Source organism: Flavobacterium limicola (assembly GCF_003634755.1).
GTDB lineage: Bacteria > Bacteroidota > Bacteroidia > Flavobacteriales > Flavobacteriaceae > Flavobacterium > Flavobacterium limicola.
In genome coordinates this window covers 458,435-478,532 of the sequence record NZ_RBXA01000002.1, presented here as the reverse complement: position 1 = coordinate 478,532, position 20,098 = coordinate 458,435, and the positions used below count along the sequence as shown (strand labels likewise).

At 32.5% G+C, this 20,098-nt stretch carries 19 protein-coding genes; 11 read left to right on the top strand and 8 right to left on the bottom strand.

Annotated features, from left to right (window positions below; genetic code table 11):
- Window positions 1–51 precede the first annotated feature (51 nt).
- The 3 genes from ilvN to acs all read left to right on the top strand — a co-directional run bounded on the left by ilvN (window position 52) and on the right by acs (window position 4,546).
- The gene (ilvN, locus tag BC952_RS09535; RefSeq protein ID WP_121365410.1) at window positions 52–585 is read left to right on the top strand and encodes an acetolactate synthase small subunit; all 534 of its coding nucleotides are present in this window, start codon (window positions 52–54) and stop codon (window positions 583–585) included.
- 55 nt (window positions 586–640) lie between these two features.
- A complete protein-coding gene (gene ilvC, locus BC952_RS09530) occupies window positions 641–2,110 on the top strand; it encodes a ketol-acid reductoisomerase (protein WP_121365408.1) in 1,470 nt (489 codons plus the stop codon).
- Window positions 2,111–2,638: 528 nt separating this feature from the next.
- Window positions 2,639–4,546, top strand: a complete 1,908-nt coding sequence (gene acs / locus BC952_RS09525) for an acetate--CoA ligase (protein ID WP_121365543.1) — start codon at window positions 2,639–2,641, stop codon at window positions 4,544–4,546.
- 5 nt (window positions 4,547–4,551) lie between these two features.
- Here acs and BC952_RS09520 read toward each other — a convergent pair whose 3' ends face one another.
- Window positions 4,552–5,277 carry a hypothetical protein gene (locus BC952_RS09520; protein WP_121365407.1) on the bottom strand — a complete coding sequence of 242 codons (726 nt, stop codon included), beginning with the start codon at window positions 5,275–5,277 and terminating at the stop codon, window positions 4,552–4,554.
- 102 nt (window positions 5,278–5,379) lie between these two features.
- On the opposite strand from BC952_RS09520, the gene BC952_RS09515 reads away from it, so the two are divergent.
- The 7 genes from BC952_RS09515 to BC952_RS09485 are packed head-to-tail and all read left to right on the top strand — an operon-like array spanning window position 5,380 to window position 10,821.
- Window positions 5,380–6,507, top strand: coding sequence for an NAD(P)/FAD-dependent oxidoreductase (locus BC952_RS09515; protein WP_121365405.1), 1,128 nt, complete (start codon window positions 5,380–5,382; stop codon window positions 6,505–6,507).
- Window positions 6,508–7,218 (top strand): methyltransferase domain-containing protein, encoded by a 711-nt coding sequence (locus BC952_RS09510; protein WP_121365403.1) that lies wholly within the window; start codon window positions 6,508–6,510, stop codon window positions 7,216–7,218.
- Window positions 7,215–8,267: a type III polyketide synthase gene (locus BC952_RS09505; protein WP_121365542.1), complete on the top strand. Its 1,053-nt coding sequence runs from the start codon at window positions 7,215–7,217 to the stop codon at window positions 8,265–8,267. Before BC952_RS09510 ends, BC952_RS09505 begins: the two co-directional genes overlap by 4 nt.
- Window positions 8,268–8,282: 15 nt before the next feature.
- A complete protein-coding gene (locus BC952_RS09500; RefSeq protein WP_121365402.1) occupies window positions 8,283–8,717 on the top strand; it encodes a 3-hydroxyacyl-ACP dehydratase FabZ family protein in 435 nt (144 codons plus the stop codon).
- On the top strand, window positions 8,718–9,989 hold the full coding sequence (locus BC952_RS09495) for a beta-ketoacyl-[acyl-carrier-protein] synthase family protein (protein WP_121365400.1): 1,272 nt from the start codon (window positions 8,718–8,720) through the stop codon (window positions 9,987–9,989).
- Window positions 9,990–10,043: 54 nt separating this feature from the next.
- Complete coding sequence (locus BC952_RS09490) at window positions 10,044–10,304, top strand: acyl carrier protein (protein WP_121365398.1); 261 nt, start codon at window positions 10,044–10,046, stop codon at window positions 10,302–10,304.
- A gap of 25 nt (window positions 10,305–10,329) precedes the next feature.
- Window positions 10,330–10,821, top strand: a complete 492-nt coding sequence (locus tag BC952_RS09485) for a 4'-phosphopantetheinyl transferase family protein (protein ID WP_121365396.1) — start codon at window positions 10,330–10,332, stop codon at window positions 10,819–10,821.
- A gap of 25 nt (window positions 10,822–10,846) precedes the next feature.
- Here the strand turns inward: BC952_RS09485 and BC952_RS09480 are convergent, their stop codons facing one another.
- On the bottom strand, window positions 10,847–11,443 hold the full coding sequence (locus BC952_RS09480; RefSeq protein ID WP_121365395.1) for a 3'-5' exonuclease: 597 nt from the start codon (window positions 11,441–11,443) through the stop codon (window positions 10,847–10,849).
- Between the two features lie 2 nt (window positions 11,444–11,445).
- On the bottom strand, window positions 11,446–13,362 hold the full coding sequence (locus tag BC952_RS09475) for a DUF294 nucleotidyltransferase-like domain-containing protein (RefSeq protein ID WP_121365393.1): 1,917 nt from the start codon (window positions 13,360–13,362) through the stop codon (window positions 11,446–11,448).
- A gap of 184 nt (window positions 13,363–13,546) precedes the next feature.
- On the opposite strand from BC952_RS09475, the gene BC952_RS09470 reads away from it, so the two are divergent.
- Entirely contained in the window at window positions 13,547–14,053 is a 507-nt protein-coding gene (locus tag BC952_RS09470) for a DUF2911 domain-containing protein (RefSeq protein WP_121365391.1), read from the top strand.
- Between the two features lie 169 nt (window positions 14,054–14,222).
- Here the strand turns inward: BC952_RS09470 and BC952_RS09465 are convergent, their stop codons facing one another.
- The 5 genes from BC952_RS09465 to BC952_RS09445 all read right to left on the bottom strand — a co-directional run bounded on the left by BC952_RS09465 (window position 14,223) and on the right by BC952_RS09445 (window position 19,838).
- Complete coding sequence (locus BC952_RS09465; protein ID WP_121365389.1) at window positions 14,223–14,867, bottom strand: hypothetical protein; 645 nt, start codon at window positions 14,865–14,867, stop codon at window positions 14,223–14,225.
- A 357-nt stretch (window positions 14,868–15,224) separates the two neighbouring features.
- A complete protein-coding gene (gene fucP, locus BC952_RS09460; RefSeq protein WP_121365387.1) occupies window positions 15,225–16,562 on the bottom strand; it encodes an L-fucose:H+ symporter permease in 1,338 nt (445 codons plus the stop codon).
- 20 nt (window positions 16,563–16,582) lie between these two features.
- Complete coding sequence (locus BC952_RS09455) at window positions 16,583–17,521, bottom strand: carbohydrate kinase family protein (protein WP_121365386.1); 939 nt, start codon at window positions 17,519–17,521, stop codon at window positions 16,583–16,585.
- A gap of 61 nt (window positions 17,522–17,582) precedes the next feature.
- Window positions 17,583–18,431: a sugar phosphate isomerase/epimerase family protein gene (locus BC952_RS09450; RefSeq protein WP_121365384.1), complete on the bottom strand. Its 849-nt coding sequence runs from the start codon at window positions 18,429–18,431 to the stop codon at window positions 17,583–17,585.
- Window positions 18,432–18,455: 24 nt separating this feature from the next.
- Window positions 18,456–19,838: a carbohydrate porin gene (locus tag BC952_RS09445; protein WP_121365382.1), complete on the bottom strand. Its 1,383-nt coding sequence runs from the start codon at window positions 19,836–19,838 to the stop codon at window positions 18,456–18,458.
- Window positions 19,839–20,098 lie beyond the last annotated feature (260 nt).

The following is a 20,098-nucleotide window of genomic DNA, read 5'->3' as shown; positions in this document are numbered from 1 at the left end:
TAATGTTGCACAACTTTAAACTTTAAACATAAAAACTTTAAACATAAAAAAATGGAAAATAAAACATTCACCATTTCTGTTTATTCAGAAAACAACGTTGGCTTATTAAACAGAATATCTGGAATATTCTTGAAACGTCATATCAATATTTTGAGTTTAAATGTATCCGAATCTGAAATCGAAAATGTTTCAAGATTCATCATTGTAGTTAATACAACTGAAAAATGGGTACAAAATATAGTAGGACAAATCGAAAAACAAATCGAAGTAATTAAAGCATTTTATCATATTGATGAAGAAACTATTTTCTTGGAAAATGCATTATTCAAAATTGAGTCGAGCTTGCTTTTTGATGAAAAACAAATTCAGAATATAATCAAAGAAAGCCACTCCGAAATAGTTACAGTTGCAAGAGACTTTTTTGTGATTTCAAAATCAGGACAACGTGCTGAAATAGAATCGTTATACGAAAAATTGAAACCTTTTGGAATCATGCAATTTGTGCGCTCCGGAAGAATATCGGTTTCCAAAGCAAAAATGGAGATTTCAACATTATTGGAAGAACTTAAACAAGAACCGGTTTAATTTTCAATTAGTAAACCTATCAATTATAAAATTTACAATCATTAAATAATAAAAAATGGCAAATTATTTCAATTCATTACCACTTAGATTACAATTAGAACAATTAGGCGTTTGCGAATTCATGGATCAATCTGAATTTGTAAATGGAATAAAAGCTTTAGAAGGAAAAAAAGTTGTCATTGTAGGTTGTGGCGCACAAGGTTTGAACCAAGGATTGAACATGAGAGATTCTGGTTTAGATATTTCTTATGCATTGCGCGCAGATGCAATTTCAGAAAAAAGAGCTTCGTTTAAAAATGCTTCTGATAATGGATTTAAAGTGGGAACGTATGAAGAATTAATTCCAACAGCTGATTTGGTTTGTAACCTTACGCCAGACAAGCAACATACTGCTGTAGTTACCGCAATCATGCCTTTGATGAAAAACGGATCAACTTTGGCTTATTCTCACGGTTTTAATATTGTTGAGGAAGGAATGCAAATTCGTAAAGACATCACTGTAATTATGTGTGCGCCAAAATGTCCAGGATCTGAAGTACGTGAAGAATATAAAAGAGGCTTTGGTGTACCAACTTTAATCGCGGTTCACCCAGAAAACAATCCAAACGGCGAAGGTTTTGAACAAGCAAAAGCGTATGCAGTTGCTACTGGTGGTCACAAAGCTGGAGTATTGAACTCTTCATTTGTAGCCGAAGTAAAATCGGATTTAATGGGAGAACAAACCATTCTTTGTGGAATGTTACAAACAGGTTCTATATTATGTTTTGATAAAATGGTTGAAAAAGGAATCGAGCCTGCTTATGCTTCAAAACTAATTCAATACGGTTGGGAAACAGTAACTGAAGCCTTGAAACATGGTGGAATTACTAATATGATGGATCGTTTGTCCAATCCTGCAAAAATTGAAGCGTATGAATTAGCAGATGAATTAAAAGACATCATGCGTCCGTTGTTTCAAAAACACATGGATGATATTATTTCTGGTGAATTTTCAAGAAATATGATGATTGATTGGGCGAATGATGATATCAACTTATTAACTTGGAGAGCTGCAACTGCAGAAACTAACTTCGAAAAAACAGCTCCAACAACAGCCGATATTTCGGAGCAAGAGTATTTTGATAATGGAGTATTGATGATTGCAATGGTAAAAGCAGGTGTAGAATTGGCTTTTGAAACCATGACTCAAACAGGAATTATTGAAGAATCAGCGTATTATGAGTCTTTACATGAATTGCCTTTAATTGCAAATACTGTAGCCAGAAAAAAATTATATGAAATGAACAGAATCATTTCGGATACTGCAGAATATGGTTGCTATTTATTTGACCATGCTTGTAAACCGTTATTGACTGATTTCATGAAAACGGTCGATACAAATATAATTGGAAAACCTTTTTCAACTTCAAATGGAGTTGATAACGCGGTTCTTATTGCCGTAAATAAAAGTATTCGTCAACATCCAATAGAAGAAGTAGGGGAATGGTTGAGAGAATCGATGACCGCTATGAAAAAAATAGGATAATAAAACAGGAATTACCACACATGAGGGTGTGCAGGGATTAGCACTATATCATTTGATTTCATAATATCTTGGATTAGTTAAAAAATATTAAAAAAGATAAATGGATATGGATGCTTGTACATTCACTTAACTTTAAATACCAATAAAGTTAAGTGAAGTAGTCCCTATAAAAAAGATTGGGAAGTAGTAGAAATATCGATGTTTATTTTCTAAATAAATATGATAAAAAATTAGTAGTAGCATTCCTTGATTGGAACCAAATAGTTTTGGTTGATTATTGTTCAAAAAATCATCGTATATAGTACTAAATTAATTGTTGTTAAATTTTGTTGATACAGAAGGTGAGGTGGATTCAAATCTATCTCGCCTTTTTGTGTTTTGTAAATTTTGTCAAAAACAGCAAGAATTAAACAAATTACTATTAAAAGTGCTTTTTTATTTGAGAATCTATTTTTTTTTGCAACTATTAATAATTTAAATAGTTTTAAGAATAGAGAGAGATTTAATACTTTTATAAAAAATTATAACATGAGCTACTACAAAATTGAAAATCTAGAACAATATTTTAAACATTACAATAAATCAGTTCGTGAACCTAGAAAATTTTGGGGTAAAATTGCAGAAGAAAATTTCACTTGGTACCAACAATGGGACAAAGTTGTTGAGTTTAATATGGCTGATGCCGATATCAAATGGTTTACGGAAGCAAAAGTTAATATTGTAAAAAATTGTATAGACAGACATCTTGCTAAAAGGGGAGAAAAAACAGCTATTATTTTCGAACCAAATGATCCTTCAGAAGCAGCATTACACATAACTTATAATGAATTGCACCAACGCGTTTGCAAAATGGCAAATGTTTTGCGTGAACAAGGAATAAAAAAAGGAGATAGAGTTTGTATTTATTTACCAATGATTCCTGAATTAGCGGTTTCAGTATTGGCTTGTGCCAGAATTGGTGCCATACATTCTGTAGTTTTTGCAGGATTTTCATCTACAGCAATAGCGACTCGTATCAATGACAGTGAATGTAAAATGGTTATCACCTCAGATGGAGGTTTTCGTGGAAACAAAACCATTGATTTAAAAGAAATCGTTGATGAAGCATTGGAAAAATGTACTTCTGTCGAAAAAGTTTTAGTGGCCAAAAGAATTCATTCTGATATTACTATGAAAGAAGGACGTGACCAATGGTTACAAACGCTATTGGATCAAGCATCAGATAATAATGTAGCTGAAATTATGGATGCTGAAGATCCTTTATTTATACTTTATACTTCCGGTTCAACTGGAAAACCAAAAGGAATGGTGCATACTACAGCAGGTTATATGGTGTATACGGCTTATACTTTTAAGAATGTTTTCAATTATGAAGAAAATGATGTTTTCTGGTGTACCGCCGATATCGGTTGGATTACCGGACATTCCTATATCCTTTACGGACCATTATTGAATGGAGCAACAACCGTAATTTTCGAAGGAGTCCCTTCATATCCTGATTTTAGTCGTTTTTGGGAAGTTATCGAAAAACACAAAGTGACACAGTTTTACACTGCGCCAACTGCAATTCGTGCTTTGGCAAAAGAAAATATAGAATTTGTACAAAAATATCCATTGAAGTCACTTAAAGTAATCGGATCTGTAGGTGAACCAATTAATGAAGAAGCTTGGCACTGGTACAATGACCACGTAGGTGATAAAAGATGTCCTGTTGTAGATACTTGGTGGCAAACTGAAACAGGAGGAATTATGATTTCGCCAATTGCTTTTGTAACTCCAACAAAACCAACATACGCTTCGTTACCGTTACCGGGAGTTCAGCCTGTTTTGATGGATGAAAAGCGCAATGAAATCGAAGGGAATCAAGTTACAGGAAGTTTGTGTATTAAATTTCCTTGGCCGGGAATTGCCAGAACCATTTGGGGCGATCACCAGCGCTATAAAGACACGTATTTCTCTGCTTTTCCAGGTAAATATTTCACCGGTGACGGAGCCTTGCGAGATGAAGTAGGATATTATAGAATTACCGGTCGTGTGGATGATGTAGTAATTGTTTCAGGTCATAATCTGGGAACTGCACCTATAGAAGATGCGATTAATGAGCATCCAGCTGTGGCTGAATCAGCAATTGTAGGTTTCCCGCATGACATCAAAGGAAATGCTTTATATGGTTTTGTTATTCTTAAAGAAACTGGAGAAACCAGAAATAAAGAAAATCTTACCAAAGAAATCAATCAGCATATTTCAGATCATATTGGGCCTATAGCGAAATTAGATAAAATTCAGTTTGTTTCTGGTTTACCTAAAACCCGCTCCGGAAAAATCATGAGACGAATTCTGCGAAAGATTGCAGAAGGAGACTATTCGAACTTTGGAGATATATCAACCCTGTTAAATCCTGATATTGTTGAGGAAATTAAAAATAATAGAGTATAATTAAATTAAAGCGAAGGTTGAGAATCAATTAAATGATTATCAACCTTTTTTTTCTGCGCAAAAAAAAGATAAATTAAATAAAACGAACCAAAATGAAGCATTCGGTCCAAATTATTTAAAACTACATTATTTAAAAAATAAGTTCCAACAGCTGCAAAAACATCATTAAAAATGAGGGCAAAGCTTCCAAAAAAGTAATAGTATGCTTTTTTATCTCCAAATTTGCTTAAGTATAATACGGCCGTAGCGCCCAAAAAGAGAGTAATAATACCATTAAAAACTAAAATTATATTTAAATATTGATCTCCAATGGTAGAGATCAAGATATATAGAATTAGTAGTAAAAACAAGCAATTTAGTAGTAAGATAAATAGCGTAAAACCACTAGGTATTGAGTATAATTTTCTGCTTTTAATGGAACTATAGCCTAAATTAATCAAAGATAAGTAACTAAAAAAAGACGCTACCATGGCTGCTCTAAATAAGTGTGGTGAATCTTCCCAAAACAAGATCAATAGCTGATAAATATAAAAAAAAGAGACGAATAAAATATAATTTAAAGTGAGTTTATTGCCATTATTTATTACCACATAGGCAATAAAACTTGGTATTATAAAAGGCTTAATAAAAATAACTAGACTGGGATCAAAAAGAATGCCTGCACAATAATAAACAGTCAATAAAATTACAGTAATTGAAAGCAATACTCTACTGATTATGTTTCTTTTCATAGTGAAACAAATCTAATGCTTTAATTTTTTTATTACAAAATTTATCTAAAAATTTAGAGTATTTATAGCACTTTATAATTCTTAATTCTTAAGTTTACCACTATGATACAAAATTCAATAGTTATTGTTGGTGGCGGTTTAGCAGGACTTATTGCAGCAGTCCACCTTAAAAATAATAATTATAATGTTGTAGTAATTGAAAAAAATGACTTTCCAAAACACAAGGTCTGCGGCGAATACATTTCAAACGAAGTTTTACCTTATCTAAAATCACTTGGTTTAGACATTAAATCGTTGGATCCTAAACACATTGACAAACTTTCCTTTTCGTTAGTTTCTGGAAAATCAGTAAATACAGTTTTGCCTATGGGCGGATTTGGAATAAGTAGGTATCGATTAGACAACTATTTATACAACGAAGCAAAAAATCGTGGTTGTTTAATTGTTCAAGAGACGGTAACTAATATTGAGTTTTTAGATGGAAGATTTACAATCATCACCAATTTGAATACTTATACTGCACCTATTGTACTTGGAGCTTTTGGAAAACGTTCTAATGTAGACCAAAAAATGAATCGGGATTTTATTAATAAGAAATCATATTGGTTAGCGGTCAAAGCACATTATTCGGGAGATTTTCCAAATGATTTAGTTGGTCTTCATAATTTTAAAGGTGGATATTGTGGTGTTTCTAAAGTAGAAAAAGATATGATTAATATCTGTTATTTAGCGGATTACGATACTTTTAAACAGTTTAAAAATATAGAGGAATATCAAAATAATGTAGTTTATGAAAACCCCCATTTAAAAGTAATTTTCGAAAAAAGCAATTTGCTTTTTAAAAAACCGTTAACCATAAGCCAAATATCTTTCGAAAAAAAACAAGCCGTTGAAAATCATATTCTAATGATTGGCGATACCGCTGGATTAATTCATCCATTGTGCGGAAACGGAATGGCAATGGCAATTCATAGTGCTAAAATTGTTTCCGAATTAATTCATAAATATTATTCGAATGAAATCAAATCCAGAAGTGAGTTAGAAGAAAAATACATTTACGAATGGAATGTAAACTTTAGAAAAAGACTTAAAATGGGTCGATTATTATCGAATCTTTTACAAAAGCAAAAACTTTCAGCAGTATTGATGCGTTTATTAATTATATTTCCGTTTTTACTGCCTAAAATCATTAAAAAAACGCACGGAAAACCAATCATACTCGACTCATAAATGGCGATAAATACTAAATATAGAACTGATAAACCGGAAATCATGGATGATTTTGCCATGGAAGGCGAAATTTTGCGTGATGCTTTGGATAAAATAGCCAAAATCAATCAGCTTTTAGGAGGAAATCAGTTAACTTTAAAAGGAGTACAAGAACTGATTCAGGATTGTAAAAAAAGGGAAATTGTAATTGTGGACGTAGGCTGTGGCAATGGAGATATGTTGCGGACTTTAGCTGATTTTGGAATTAAAAACAACCTAAATTTTCGTTTGATAGGCATCGATGCTAACAATTTTACAATTTCGCATGCACGAAAATTATCAGATAAATACGCTAATATTAGTTATCGTTGCGAAGATATTTTTAATGAATCTTTTGAGGAATTAAAGTATGATATTGTTTTGTGTACTCTGACATTGCATCATTTCAAAAACGATGAGATTGTACAATTATTAAAAGTTTTTTATAATAATGCATCCATCGGAATTGTAATCAATGATTTACATAGAAGTGTGATTGCTTACCGTTTATTTCAAGCTTTATGTTTCGTATTTCGATTGAATGATATGTCTAGAGAAGACGGATTAACTTCAATTTTAAGAGGTTTTAAAAAAGAAGAATTGACAGAGTTCTCGAAAAAATTAAATTTTAAAAACTATAAAATTCATTGGAAATGGGCTTTTCGTTACCAATGGATAATTTCAAAAATATGAGTGTAAAAATCAAAACCGTAACCAAACAGTTACCTAAATATTCCAGAAATACAGATGAAATTATTCCTTTCTTGGATGCTTGGCTCGTTGGACAAGACGAGCGTTTCATTAGAAAAGTAAAGAAAATTTTTGAAGGTGCCGCAGTTGATAAACGGTATTCTATTATGGATCCAATTGAAGTATTTACCAAAACTTCATTTGAAGAAAGAAACGATATTTATGTTCGCGAAGTCATCGATTTGGGTGAAAAAGTTTTAGAAAAAGCCTTAAAGAAAGCCAATTGGAAGCCTGAGGATTTAGATTACATCATTACGGTAAGCTGCACCGGAATCATGATTCCGTCATTAGATGCCTATCTTATTAACAAATTAAAATTGCGCCAGGATATCGTTCGGCTTCCCGTTACTGAAATGGGTTGTGCCGCCGGAATTTCGGGGATAATTTATGCTAAAAACTTTTTGCAGGCAAATCCTGGAAAACGTGCTGCTGTAATTGCAGTAGAAAGCCCAACTGCAACCTTTCAATTAGATGATTTTTCAATGGCAAATATAGTAAGTGCTGCAATTTTTGGCGATGGAGCAGCTTGCGTTTTACTTTCATCACATGAAGACGATGAAGGTCCGGAAATTTTAGCAGAGGAGATGTATCATTTCTATGATAATATCCACATGATGGGTTTTAAACTCACTAATTCTGGTTTGCAAATGGTATTGGACATTGAAGTTCCAGAAACGATTGCTTCTCATTTTCCCGACATTATTCATCCATTTTTAGAAAAAAACAATTTAAAAATAGAAAATATTGATCATTTGATATTTCATCCAGGAGGAAAGAAAATTGTCCAAACTGTTGAAAGTTTGTTTTCTAGTTTAGGTAAAAATATAGACGATACTAAAGAAGTTTTGCGTTTGTATGGAAATATGTCAAGCGCAACGGTTTTATATGTTTTAGAGCGAATAATGGATGATAAGCCTAAAAAAGGAGAAAAAGGATTAATGCTGAGTTTTGGCCCGGGTTTTTCAGCCCAACGCGTTTTATTGCAGTTTTAAATCATTATTCAAAATATGACTAACCAAGAAATTATATCGAAATTACCATATTCTAAGCCATTTTTGTTTGTGGATGAAATCGTCCAAATCGATGAAAATGGAGTAGAAGGAAACTATACTTTTGATGAAAGTCTTGATTTTTACAAAGGTCATTTTAAAGATAATCCAGTAACTCCAGGAGTTATTTTAACGGAAGTTATGGCGCAAATTGGTTTGGTTTGTTTAGGGATTTTTTTATTAAATGATACATTTAATAAAAATACATCAATCGCCTTAACATCAACAGAAATAGCGTTTCTAAAACCTGTTTTTCCTAAAGAAAAAGTGACCGTAATTTCAAAAAAAGTATATTTTAGATTCGGAAAATTAAAATGTAAAGTCATTATGAAAAACGAAAAAGGAGAAGAGGTTTGTACAGGATTAATTGCCGGAATGATAGTTTCTAAGTAAATGAAAAAACGTGTCGTAATTACTGGTCTTGGTGTTGTTGCTCCAAATGGAGTAGGACTTAATGCGTTTACTCATGCCATCAAAAATGGAATTTCGGGAATCAAGCACGACGCCGAATTGGAACGATTGCAATTTTCTTGTCAAATAGCAGGAAAACCAGAAATTCCTACTGAATTAGCTTTAAAATATTTTTCTGAATTAGAATTGCGAAATTTCAATTCTACGGGAATTTTATATGGAGTAATTGCCGGAATTGACGCTTGGAAAGATGGAGGATTATCCTTGGAAAATAATGAAGAACCGGATTGGGATAGCGGAACTATTTTTGGCACAGGAACATCAGGAATTGATAAATTTCGGGAAAGCATTTATAAAATAGATGATTTTCAAACGCGAAGATTGGGCAGTACTGCCGTAGCTCAAACGATGAACAGCGGCGTGAGCGCTTATCTGGGAGGGAAATTAGGATTGGGAAATCAAGTGTCTACTAATTCTTCGGCTTGTACAACAGGAACGGAGAGTATTTTGATGGCGTATGAAAGGATAAAATCTGGTCATGCCAAACGCATTTTAGCAGGAAGCACAAGCGATTCAGGTCCTTATATTTGGGGTGGCTTTGATGCTATGAAAGTCTGTACTTTTAAACATAATGAAAATCCTGAACAGGGCTCAAGGCCAATGTCTGCAAATGCTTCAGGATTTGTTCCTGGAAGTGGAGCAGGAGCTTTGGTTTTAGAAGATTTAGAAAGTGCATTGAATCGAGGTGCTAAAATCTATGCTGAAGTTTTAGGTGGAAATGTAAATTCTGGCGGGCAACGTGGTTTAGGAACGATGACTGCGCCAAATCCTATTGCTGTGCAGAAATGCATTCAAAATGCTTTGGCAAATGCAGGAATTACTGCCAATGATATCGATGCAATCAACGGACATTTGACAGCCACTTCCAAAGACAGTTTGGAAATTCAGAATTGGAGCGAAGCTTTAGGACGAAATGGAAAAGATTTCCCATACATAAACTCTTTGAAATCAATGGTAGGTCATTGTTTGTCAGGTGCGGGAAGTATAGAAAGTGTGGCTTCGGTATTGCAATTGCATCACGGATTTGTTTTTCCGAATATCAATTGTACCGATTTACATTCTGAAATTACAGCAATAATTGATGAATCGAGAATACCACAACAACTGATTGAAAAAGAATTAAATATAATTGTAAAGTCCAGTTTTGGTTTTGGAGATGTGAATGGATGTGTGATTTTTAAGAAATACATTTAATCAAAAATTTATAGCTAATCTCGAATTGAAAACAGTAACAAAAAGTAAAAAATTATGAATAAAGAACAAACAATTGAAGAATTAAAGAACATAGTAAAGCCGTATATTCAAAATCAAGAAGCTTTTGATGGCCTTACAGAAGATACTGATTTTATAAATGATTTGAAAATCAATTCTGCTAATTTAGTAGATGTGATTTTAGATATCGAAGAGAAATATGACATTGTAATTGATAATGAGGCTATGGAACGCATGGTTAATGTAAAAGCAGCAATGGAAATTATCGAGAATAAATTGTCAGAAAAAAATTCGTGAATTATCAGTAAAAAGTTAGTAAAAAATGATTGGAAACGACATCGTGGATTTGGCTTTAGCCAGAAAAGAAAGCAACTGGCAACGCAACCGATTTTTAGATAAAATATTTACTAAAAACGAGCAACAAATGATTTTGAATGATGCGAACCCAGAAATCATGGTTTGGAATTTATGGTCTAGAAAAGAGGCGGCCTATAAAATCTATAATCGGGAAACAGGAATTCGGGGCTTTTTTCCTTTACAACTGGAATGTTTTTACGAAAATGGAACTTTGGGAACCGTTTCCATTAGAGGAAAAACATATTTTACCCAAAGCAAAATCGAAAACGATTCAATTTATACGATTGCAGTTGTCGAAAAAGAGTATTTCAAAAAAATTAAAAGCATTAATCCTGCTGTTAAAATTTTAAAAAAAAATGGAATTCCTTTTACAATTGATTGCAATTCAAAGATTGAAAAACCCGTTTCTATAACCAATCATGGAAGATTTTGGGAAGGAATAACTTTATTGGATTAAAACTTATTACACTTTTTGAGCATAATTATTTTATTCCCAGTCTTGATTTTAATTTTAAAAATAACAAAGCGGTTTTATAGGCATCCTCAGCAGCTGAATTTCGGTCACTAACAGGAATGTTATAGGCAACACAAAGTTCTTCTAGAGAAAATTGTTTATCATTGATGTCATGTAATTTCCTGTGCATTACATCGATATCCAGCGCCTCATTTTTTAATCTTCCACAATCTAGTCGTTCTAAGGCTGCATTGATCATTTCAACATCAAAATCAACGTGATGTCCTACTAAAACAGAGTTTCCAATGAATTCAATGAACAATTTTATGGCTTCTGGTTCGCCTAATTTTTTCATTTTACTTTCAACTAAAAATTCATTAGAAAGTCCATTATCATGGAAAAATTTATACTGCAATAAAACAGCCTCAAAATTATCTCCTATAACGATACTATTATCAATTATGGCAAAAGAGCCAATTGATAAAATAACATCTTTATCCGGATTTAAGCCTGAAGTTTCTGTTGATACAACTACAAAGCGAGATGATTTCTTCTCAAATTTAGAAATATAGGTTTTCCAAAAATCAGGATATTCTTTGTTAATATTTTTTAACCAGTCTAACATAATTATGAAAATTGAGTAAGTTGAAATTTACTTTTTATTAATTCTTCCAATTCTCTCATAGGGAGCAAAGCATTTTTCAATTTTTCTCTGTCAATTTTTGATAATTCCTCTAAATTTATGAATTGGCCTGAATTATCATTTTTTAGACCTTCTAAGGTTCGGAATTTTGATAAAGTCAAAAAAGCTTCTGCACAATTAAGATAGATTTCAGCATGTTTTGGGTCAATAATAGACAGTTGCTTGAATCGTTGAAACGTGTTGTTAATTCCTCTTATGTCAAAATTTAAAGTAAATAAACGAGCACCGTCAATCAATGGCATTAAAGCACGTGTTTTGATATCAAATTTATCTTTATTCGGACCTTCTTCTTCTACATTAAATTTTTTGAAAAAAGTCAATGGAGAGTTTTTTCTCAAAGCGTCATTTCCTAAGAAGTCAAAGAATAAAGTATTGTTTTTTACGTTTTTAAATACTACATTTCCAATAGCATCTTCAATTTTTTGTTCGCCAAAAGTAATTTCGTAATCAAAGAAAATACTGCTTAAATCATTACTGTTTTCACCTGGAGTGTTCATCCAACTGTCATATTGTTTTGTCCAATCAGTCAGTGATTTACACCAAAGCATATTGCTTCCCATATGTCCGTTTGGACATAATTCATAACCGATTTTTTCAAGAGTAGCAGTAGTTTTTTTTCCAAGTTTAAGGAAATAGTCTTTTACGTCACGATATTTGTCAGCAGCCACATCTTCAAAAATCAAAATACTGTCTTGATCAGTCAATAAAAGTTGTTCTTTTCTTCCTTGACTTCCAATGCTTAACCACGCAAAACGGGCAGGAGGTGAACCTAAATCTAAAATAGATAATTCTACGGAACGTTTAATTATAGCCAGATTAATTTCGCTTGCAATATTAAAAACGTGTGATAGCGGAATATTTTTGGAAATAGATGTCTGAATCAAATCTGTTAAACGATCTCGTATTTGTTTTAGTTCTTTTGGTGATTGGCAACGTTTTATTTCTTTTATTAAGACTCCTGGATTATTGGCTTGAGCCACAATCAAATCGTGTTCGGATATGATTCCTTTTACTTCAGATTTATCAGTTCCGTCCTGAGTTACACATAAATGCGTCACATTGTGTTTTAACATTAGTAATTGCGCTTCTGCAAGAGAAACATTCTCCACGACAGTAATAACCGGAGAAGACATAATTTTATCTACTGAAACGGTTACCGGATACCTGCCAGTGGCAATTTTCGAACGCATATCTGTATCAGTAATAATGCCCAACGGAATATTATTATCACATACTACGATGTTATTTTTTAAAGATTCAGTCATTAATTGAGCGACATCTTTTATAATTGCTGTAACATTTGTTTTTAAAGGAGTAGTATTGTAGACTAAAGATTGAAAATATTGCATTTCCGATTGCTGATCCGAATAGAATACATTGTCAGAAATTAATTTTCCGATTAAATTTTCTTTATCCTTTGGATTGCGAGTGTTTACGGCAAAACTTTCCAATAAAAAATTTAAAACCTCAGAATTATTGGCTACAAAAGGGCGAAAAGTGCTTATTGGAATAGCATAAACGATACTTTCTTCTCTTGCTTTGGCAGTCATCATATAATTGTTTTTGGCAAAAAACGGACGCAATCCAAAGATGTCTCCTGCAAAACACTTATTGAGTAAGGTTTCCTCGGCATCTGCAATAACAGACAGGTTAATAGTTCCTGAAGCCACGACATAAAAACTATCGTGCAAAAGATCATTTACTTGAAACAATATTTTGTTTTTTTCCAAATTTACAACACGAATATTTGTAGCAATTTCAGATAACTCTTCAAATGATAAATGATTAAATGGAGAGTATTCTTTTAAAAAATCAGCAATGTGCTCAGCAATTGTATTCATAGTTTGTAAATAAATAATCTATAGGGTTGTAAAAATAACAAATTTAAAAATTATAACACAGCCATTAATGCAGCAAAACAATTAAATTATACAATACTTAATTTTTTCATAAAATAAGTATCGATTTTAATAAACTAAATCAACTTTTTTTACTTTTATTTTAAAAATTAAAACATTTTAAATCATGAAATTACTTAGAAAAATACATTTTTCGCTTTTTACATTATTGATTGTAAATTTTATGGCTGCACAAGGAAAGCCTTCCAGTAGTAAAGAAGTAGCAACCGGAAAAATTAATGGAGCTAAAATTACAATCAATTATGGTAGTCCATCAGTTAACGGAAGAGAAATTTGGGGGAAATTAGTGCCATTTAATCAGGTTTGGCGCGCTGGTGCAAATGATGCAACAACTTTTGAAACTGATAAAGAAGTCACAATTGAAGGTTCAAAATTACCAGCTGGTAAATATTCTTTTTTTGTTATTCCAAATGAAAAAGAATGTGTAATCATTTTCAATAAAGAAGCTAAACAATGGGGCGCTTATAAATACAAAGAAAAAGAAGATCAATTAAGATTTACAGTTAAGCAAAAAGTTGCTAAAGCAAAAGCTGAAAAATTAGTTTACGTTATCGAAAAAAATACGGTTTCGTTAAATTGGGATAATTGGACGATACCATTTTCAGTAAAGTAAGTAGATAGATTTTTATAATTTTATAAACAGCATCGAAAATAGTAGATGCTGTTTTTTTATGGTAGATGTATTGGTTTTCAAAAATTCTATTTTACATAATATAAATTATAGTTCAAATTATATTCACCATAAATCAATTAAGTTTTTGTATTGGAGATTATTTATATATTTAACCAATGCTTAATTGGTCATCGACAGTTAATTGAAATAATATTTCTCCGTTCAAATCAACATTGTTATAAGTTCCATCAACTTGTAATTCTACAAATTCTAATTTCATTGCTTGCCAATGTACTTGGTTTTCAACACTAGCATGAACGTAAATTTCATTTGAAAACTCGCCATTTCTAATAATTATTTGCGGATTCCAATCTGTTCTAACATCAAGTTTTTCAGCAACAAATTTAGAAGCTTCCATTGTGCATTCCATAAAATCAATTTTACCATATGTATTATGCATAATTGAAATTCGATTTCGTAAAAATCTAACCATTGCATCAGAATTTCTTTCAAACATTGAAGAAACGTCTATTGTTGATCTTCTTCCTTGATTTCTCAAGTTCTTAGCTCCATGTTTAATAGAATCAGCTAAGTCATGAAGTATCTCGTAAGCTCTGTTTTCTTGAGCCAAGTCATAAGGCTTTGCTTGTATCAAAGATTCGGGTAAATGCTTTATTGAGATTGTTAACGCATTTGCAGAAGTTATAAAGTCATTTATAGCAGGATTCATAGATAACGGTGTTGAAAATTTGTTATTAAGAATTTCCCATGGTTTTATTACTTCAGAAATAAATTTTACAGCTTCTTCTTTCATAAAATTTTTCGATTAAGGATTGAAAAGACTTATTTTAATACCTAATATAGATTTTTACTAAATACTTGTTTACCATTTTTATATAATTGAAAAAAGTTTTTACTTTTTCCTTTCGTGGAAGATACTAAATTACCGTTTCCTGCATCATAAGTAATTTCTTTTCCTTAGAATGAACTAAAACTGCAAACATTGTAAATAATAAAAAAGTAATTTTTTCATAGTTTTTATGTTAGGATTATACGTACTAAAGTTTTTCAAAGATAATACCAATAATTTAAATCATGCTTTGTCAATTGTTATATTTTAAAAAAAGACACGAATAATGAATGAGAATACATTATTCGTGTCTTTTTTAAATTAAACTGTAACTATAATTTTCTTAGATGCTTTCAATGTACTACATCCATAATAAGCAACTACAGCCAAGCATATTAAAGGCAAAATAAAAGAAAAATTAACTTCTGGAATAAAACCAAATAATTTAATATCAGCAAAACCAGAACCGCCTAAATCTAAAATACTCCCTTGTAAAACAGGCATCAGTGCGCCACCAACAATAGCCATAACTAAACCTGCAGAGCCAATTTTTGCTTCGTCTCCCATATCTTTTAGTGCTATACCATAAATTGTTGGAAACATAATCGACATGAAAATAGAAATACAAACTAGCGAAATTAGTCCTGGCATTCCTTGAAATACAATTGCTCCAGCTGCACAAATTACTCCGCCAATACCAAAAACCATTAATATTTTTGATGGATTTATAGTTTTCATCAAACCAGTTCCAATCCATCGGCCCATTAAAAATAAAATCATGGCCGCTATGTTGTAATATGTGGCTGTTAATTCTAATCCAAATGTTTTGTTGATGTTGTCTACATATTGAAAAATAAAGGTCCAACACATAATTTGCGCACCAACATAAAAAGCTTGCGCAATTACGCCGTGTTTGTAATTTTTATTGACAAATAACTTTTTAAATGATTCAGATACAGACATTTTATCTTCTTGTGCAGTTTTAGGCATTTTTGTTAAAATAATAATGATTAAAATTACTAAGACAAAAATTCCTAATCCAATGTACGGGATACTTATAATATCTAAATCATTTTCACGAATACTGGCCAACTCACTTGAAGTTAAAGCTTTATACGCTTCTTGTGTATAGTCATCTGATTTTATTTCTTTAATCACTAAAAACTGCGCCATCACTAGTCCAGTTATCGCTCCAATTGGGTTAAATGCCTGCGCTAAATTCAAACGTTGCGTTGCGGTTTCTTTATTTCCAAGGAATAAAATCAAAGGGTTTGAAGTGGTTTCCAGAAATGCTAATCCACAAGTAATCACCCATAATGAAACAAGGAAAAAAGTATAACTTTGATAATGTGCGGCTGGATAGAATAAAAAAGCGCCTGTTGCATATAAAATAAGACCCAAAATTATTCCCGATTTATAACTGTATTTTCTAATGAACAATGCCGCCGGCAATGCCATGAAGAAATAACCAAAATAAAAAGCAAATTGTACTAATGAGGCTTGTGTATTTGAAAGTTCTGGCATCACTTTTTTGAAAGTTGAAACCATCGGAGTTGTCAAATCATTAGCAATTCCCCACAGCGCGAATAATATGGTTATGATGATAAATTGAAAAGCGAATTCCTTACTGACTACAGGGATTTTTTTGAATTGATTCATTGTTGGGTTGGTTTAATTGGTTAGTTATAAATAGTTACTGATTCCTTGATTTTCGTTTCTATTTTATCAAATCCAGATAAAAAATCTTCTATTTCAGATGGAGAAATTACTGGGTTTGCACCTTCGCTTTGAGCCACAATTGCGCCTACGGCACTGGCAAAATTAATGGCGTATTGTGGGTCTTCTCCATTCAACAACATTATAATTAATGAAGCTAAAAATGAATCTCCTGAACCCACAGTATCAACTACATTTACTTTGAAACCGCAATTGTGATAAAAAGTATCATTACAATATAAAACTGCGCCATGAGATCCAAGAGTAACACAAACAGTATCAGTGTTGGTTTCCTTTGCAATGAATTTAATATTTTGTTCTAATGACTTTTTATTTGAATTTAAATCTTCGCAAATTTCATTTAACTCATCATCGTTAAACTTAATGAAATCAGCTTCTTGTAATAAATCCAAAACATTTTTCTTGGTGTAATGCGGCACTCTTAAATTCACATCAAATATTTTATATTTGGCTACAGCTAAAAGTTGTTCCAATGTATTTCTGGAAACTGAATCTCTTGAAGACAAGCTTCCGAATACAAAAAAATCTGCATTTTTTACGATTGAAATATTCTCATTTGAAGTTTCAATTTTGTCCCAAGCCGATGGATAATTGATATCATACGATGCATTTCCTTTTTCATTCAAAATAACGTTAACTAAGCCAGTTGGATAATTATCCTTTACTTGAACAGCATCGGTGTTAATTCCTGAAATATTCAAATACTCTATTAATTCTTTTCCGTTTAAATCGTTCCCTACTCCACTGATAACGGAAACCTCCCCTCCTAGCGAACTTAATCTTGAAGCCACATTTAGCGGAGCTCCACCAATTTTTTTATGCTCCAGAAAAACATCAAAAAGGATTTCTCCAAAACAAACACCGTTTAATTTCTTTTTCATTTGTTGTGATTTTTTGTAAAAAAAGCATTGAATAATTACTTTTTTTAGGTTTTAATTATAGTTAATTCGTATACCATTTTTCGACCATTTTCTTCATAAAAGCTAGACTGCCTTTGGCGAGATCTTCTGAGTTGTATTTAGAAGGTCTCCACAAAGAAGTTGGGCCAACCAATGCTGTGATTTCTGAAGAAAAATTCTCCAAAACCAGCGGACCTTGATAGTTAATGGCTGCTAAAGCTTTAAAAAAATCATCCCAATACACGTTGCCTTCGCCGGTCATACCACGATCACTTTCTGTTATATGTACATGTTTCAAACGGTTTCCTGCACGAATAATGGGATCGTAGAAATTCCGTTCTTCAATATTCATATGAAAAGTATCCAGGTGTAATCCTATGTTAGGTTTTCCTATAGATTCAATCATATCCAAAACTTCATCTGCTGCCGTGAATACATAACTTTCGTACCGATTAATGGGTTCGGGAGCAATTGTGATATTTCTTTTGTTGGCATAATCGGCAACTTCGGTAAATACTTGTTGAATGATGATTTTCTCCTCTTTGGTACAAGGATTTCCCGTAAATGTTCCTATGGCGGAATGCAAAACACCTCCTAAAAAATCACCGTCCATGTCAGCTACTTTGTCAAGAGCTGATTTTATTTGTGAAGCGGCTTGTTCCGGAAAGAAAGGAATGTGACAGTTTGCGGGTAGATTCAACGTGCAACGACCTAAAATGCGATTATCGTCAAGTAGTTTTTTTGTTGTTTTAGCATCGAAATCTAATGAACTTGGTAGGATAATTTCAAGCATATCAAAACCATATTCAGCGGTCTTTTCTATCGCAAAACGACCTCCTTCGGCACTCCATCCGGGGATAAATGATAAAATTGTTGTTCCAAAAATTGGCATATCTATATAATTTAAATTTATTTATTAAAATAACCACCATTCCGTTTTTACTCCAATAAAAGAGCCCCAACGTTTTTGGTTCACTTGTAAAAAAGGTGAATAGTTATTATTGCTAGCGTAATCGTTGTAGTGTGCTAACGTGGCTATAAGTCTGATGTGTGGACGGCTCCAAGGGTCTTTTTTTCCTAATGGTACAATGGTAGGAACAAAAGAAAATTTCCACATATTGGCTTCTGAATTATCACCATCTTTTCTTACGGCATAATGCACTTCTTCAATCAAGTGCAACCACTTCGTTACATAAAAGAAGCTTCTGAAACCAACTACGAAATCTGTTTTTTGATTGTACAACTGATTTCCGTTGAAGTATTCGTCCGTATTTGTACTGGCAGAACCGCCTTTGCTTTTTGTGAAAACGCCATATCCGTTGATACTGAATTTTTGCGAAAGGTTTAACAGAAAATGTTCCACTATGGTAAAGGAATACGCATTTGTATATTTGCCTTCAGAATCTGGGGCTCCGTAAGTTGCCCAGGTAAAAGTGTTTCCATTGTCACCTCCATTTGCAATTCCGGAACCATATCGTAAAGAAAGTTGATTGAATGAACCCGGTAAAGCAGTTTTGAATGGATTATTGTATTTAATTCCAGCTACCCAGCCGTTATCCGATGGATAGTTTTTAGAAGCATTTTTTGAGTTGGCAGCAACATAATGAAACTCCCCCAAAAGTTTAATTACATTATCATTTTTTAAGTGAATACTGTGTTCGCCAATCCAAACCATACGTTGGCGAATAGCAGGATTTGTTGCGCCGGCAACGGTAACTTCATAATTATAAGGATACACATTTGTTGAATCAGCAGAAGCTGGCATCAACATGGTTAGTTCTGTGTTTTTATGGCTTACGCCAAAACCTTGCGCGGAATGATCATCAAAATAAAAGTAATCACTGATATGAATGTCATCATAGCGACGAAAACGGGATCCTGCCCAAGCGGACCATTTACTTCCCATGATATTTCTGGCTTCAATATAAGCTTCGGGAAGAATAAAAGTCAACCCATTATTAGAACGGGAACTTACATTTCCCACAAACTGACCATTGGCAGAATACATTCCCAAACGCATTTGAAACGTTACGTTTGTGCTGTCTTTACCGTCAATTTTTGGAGAAAAGTGTATTGCAGGTAATATATCGATATAGTCCGTTTGTTCTAAACGTCCGCCTAATGATCCTTGGCCGGAAAGATTCAAAGGTTTCCACATATTTCCTTCACCATTTGGCGAAAGCCCAACCCCGATTCGACCCGTTGTGCCTAATGAAAAATTCGAATTAGTTATAACCACCTGTGAATAAATTGGAATGAACAGTATTGAAAATAGGAATATAAAAAGTGCTTTTTGCATAGAAGTTTTATTTTAAAAAATGGCTCAAATAAGTTTTTGGTGGTTTTAAATTTTATGAACGGTAACTATTATATACTTAAATTTTATTTTTTTATGCTCTTAATATATCAAATACTTGAATCTATTTCAGGTCAAAAATTTGATTTTACAATATTATAAAAGCTTTTTAATATTAAGCGTCATTTTGATTATTATTTTTCAAATGTATTATTTTTTTTTAATTAGCAATAAAAAAAACTTAAAAATTATCTATATATGGC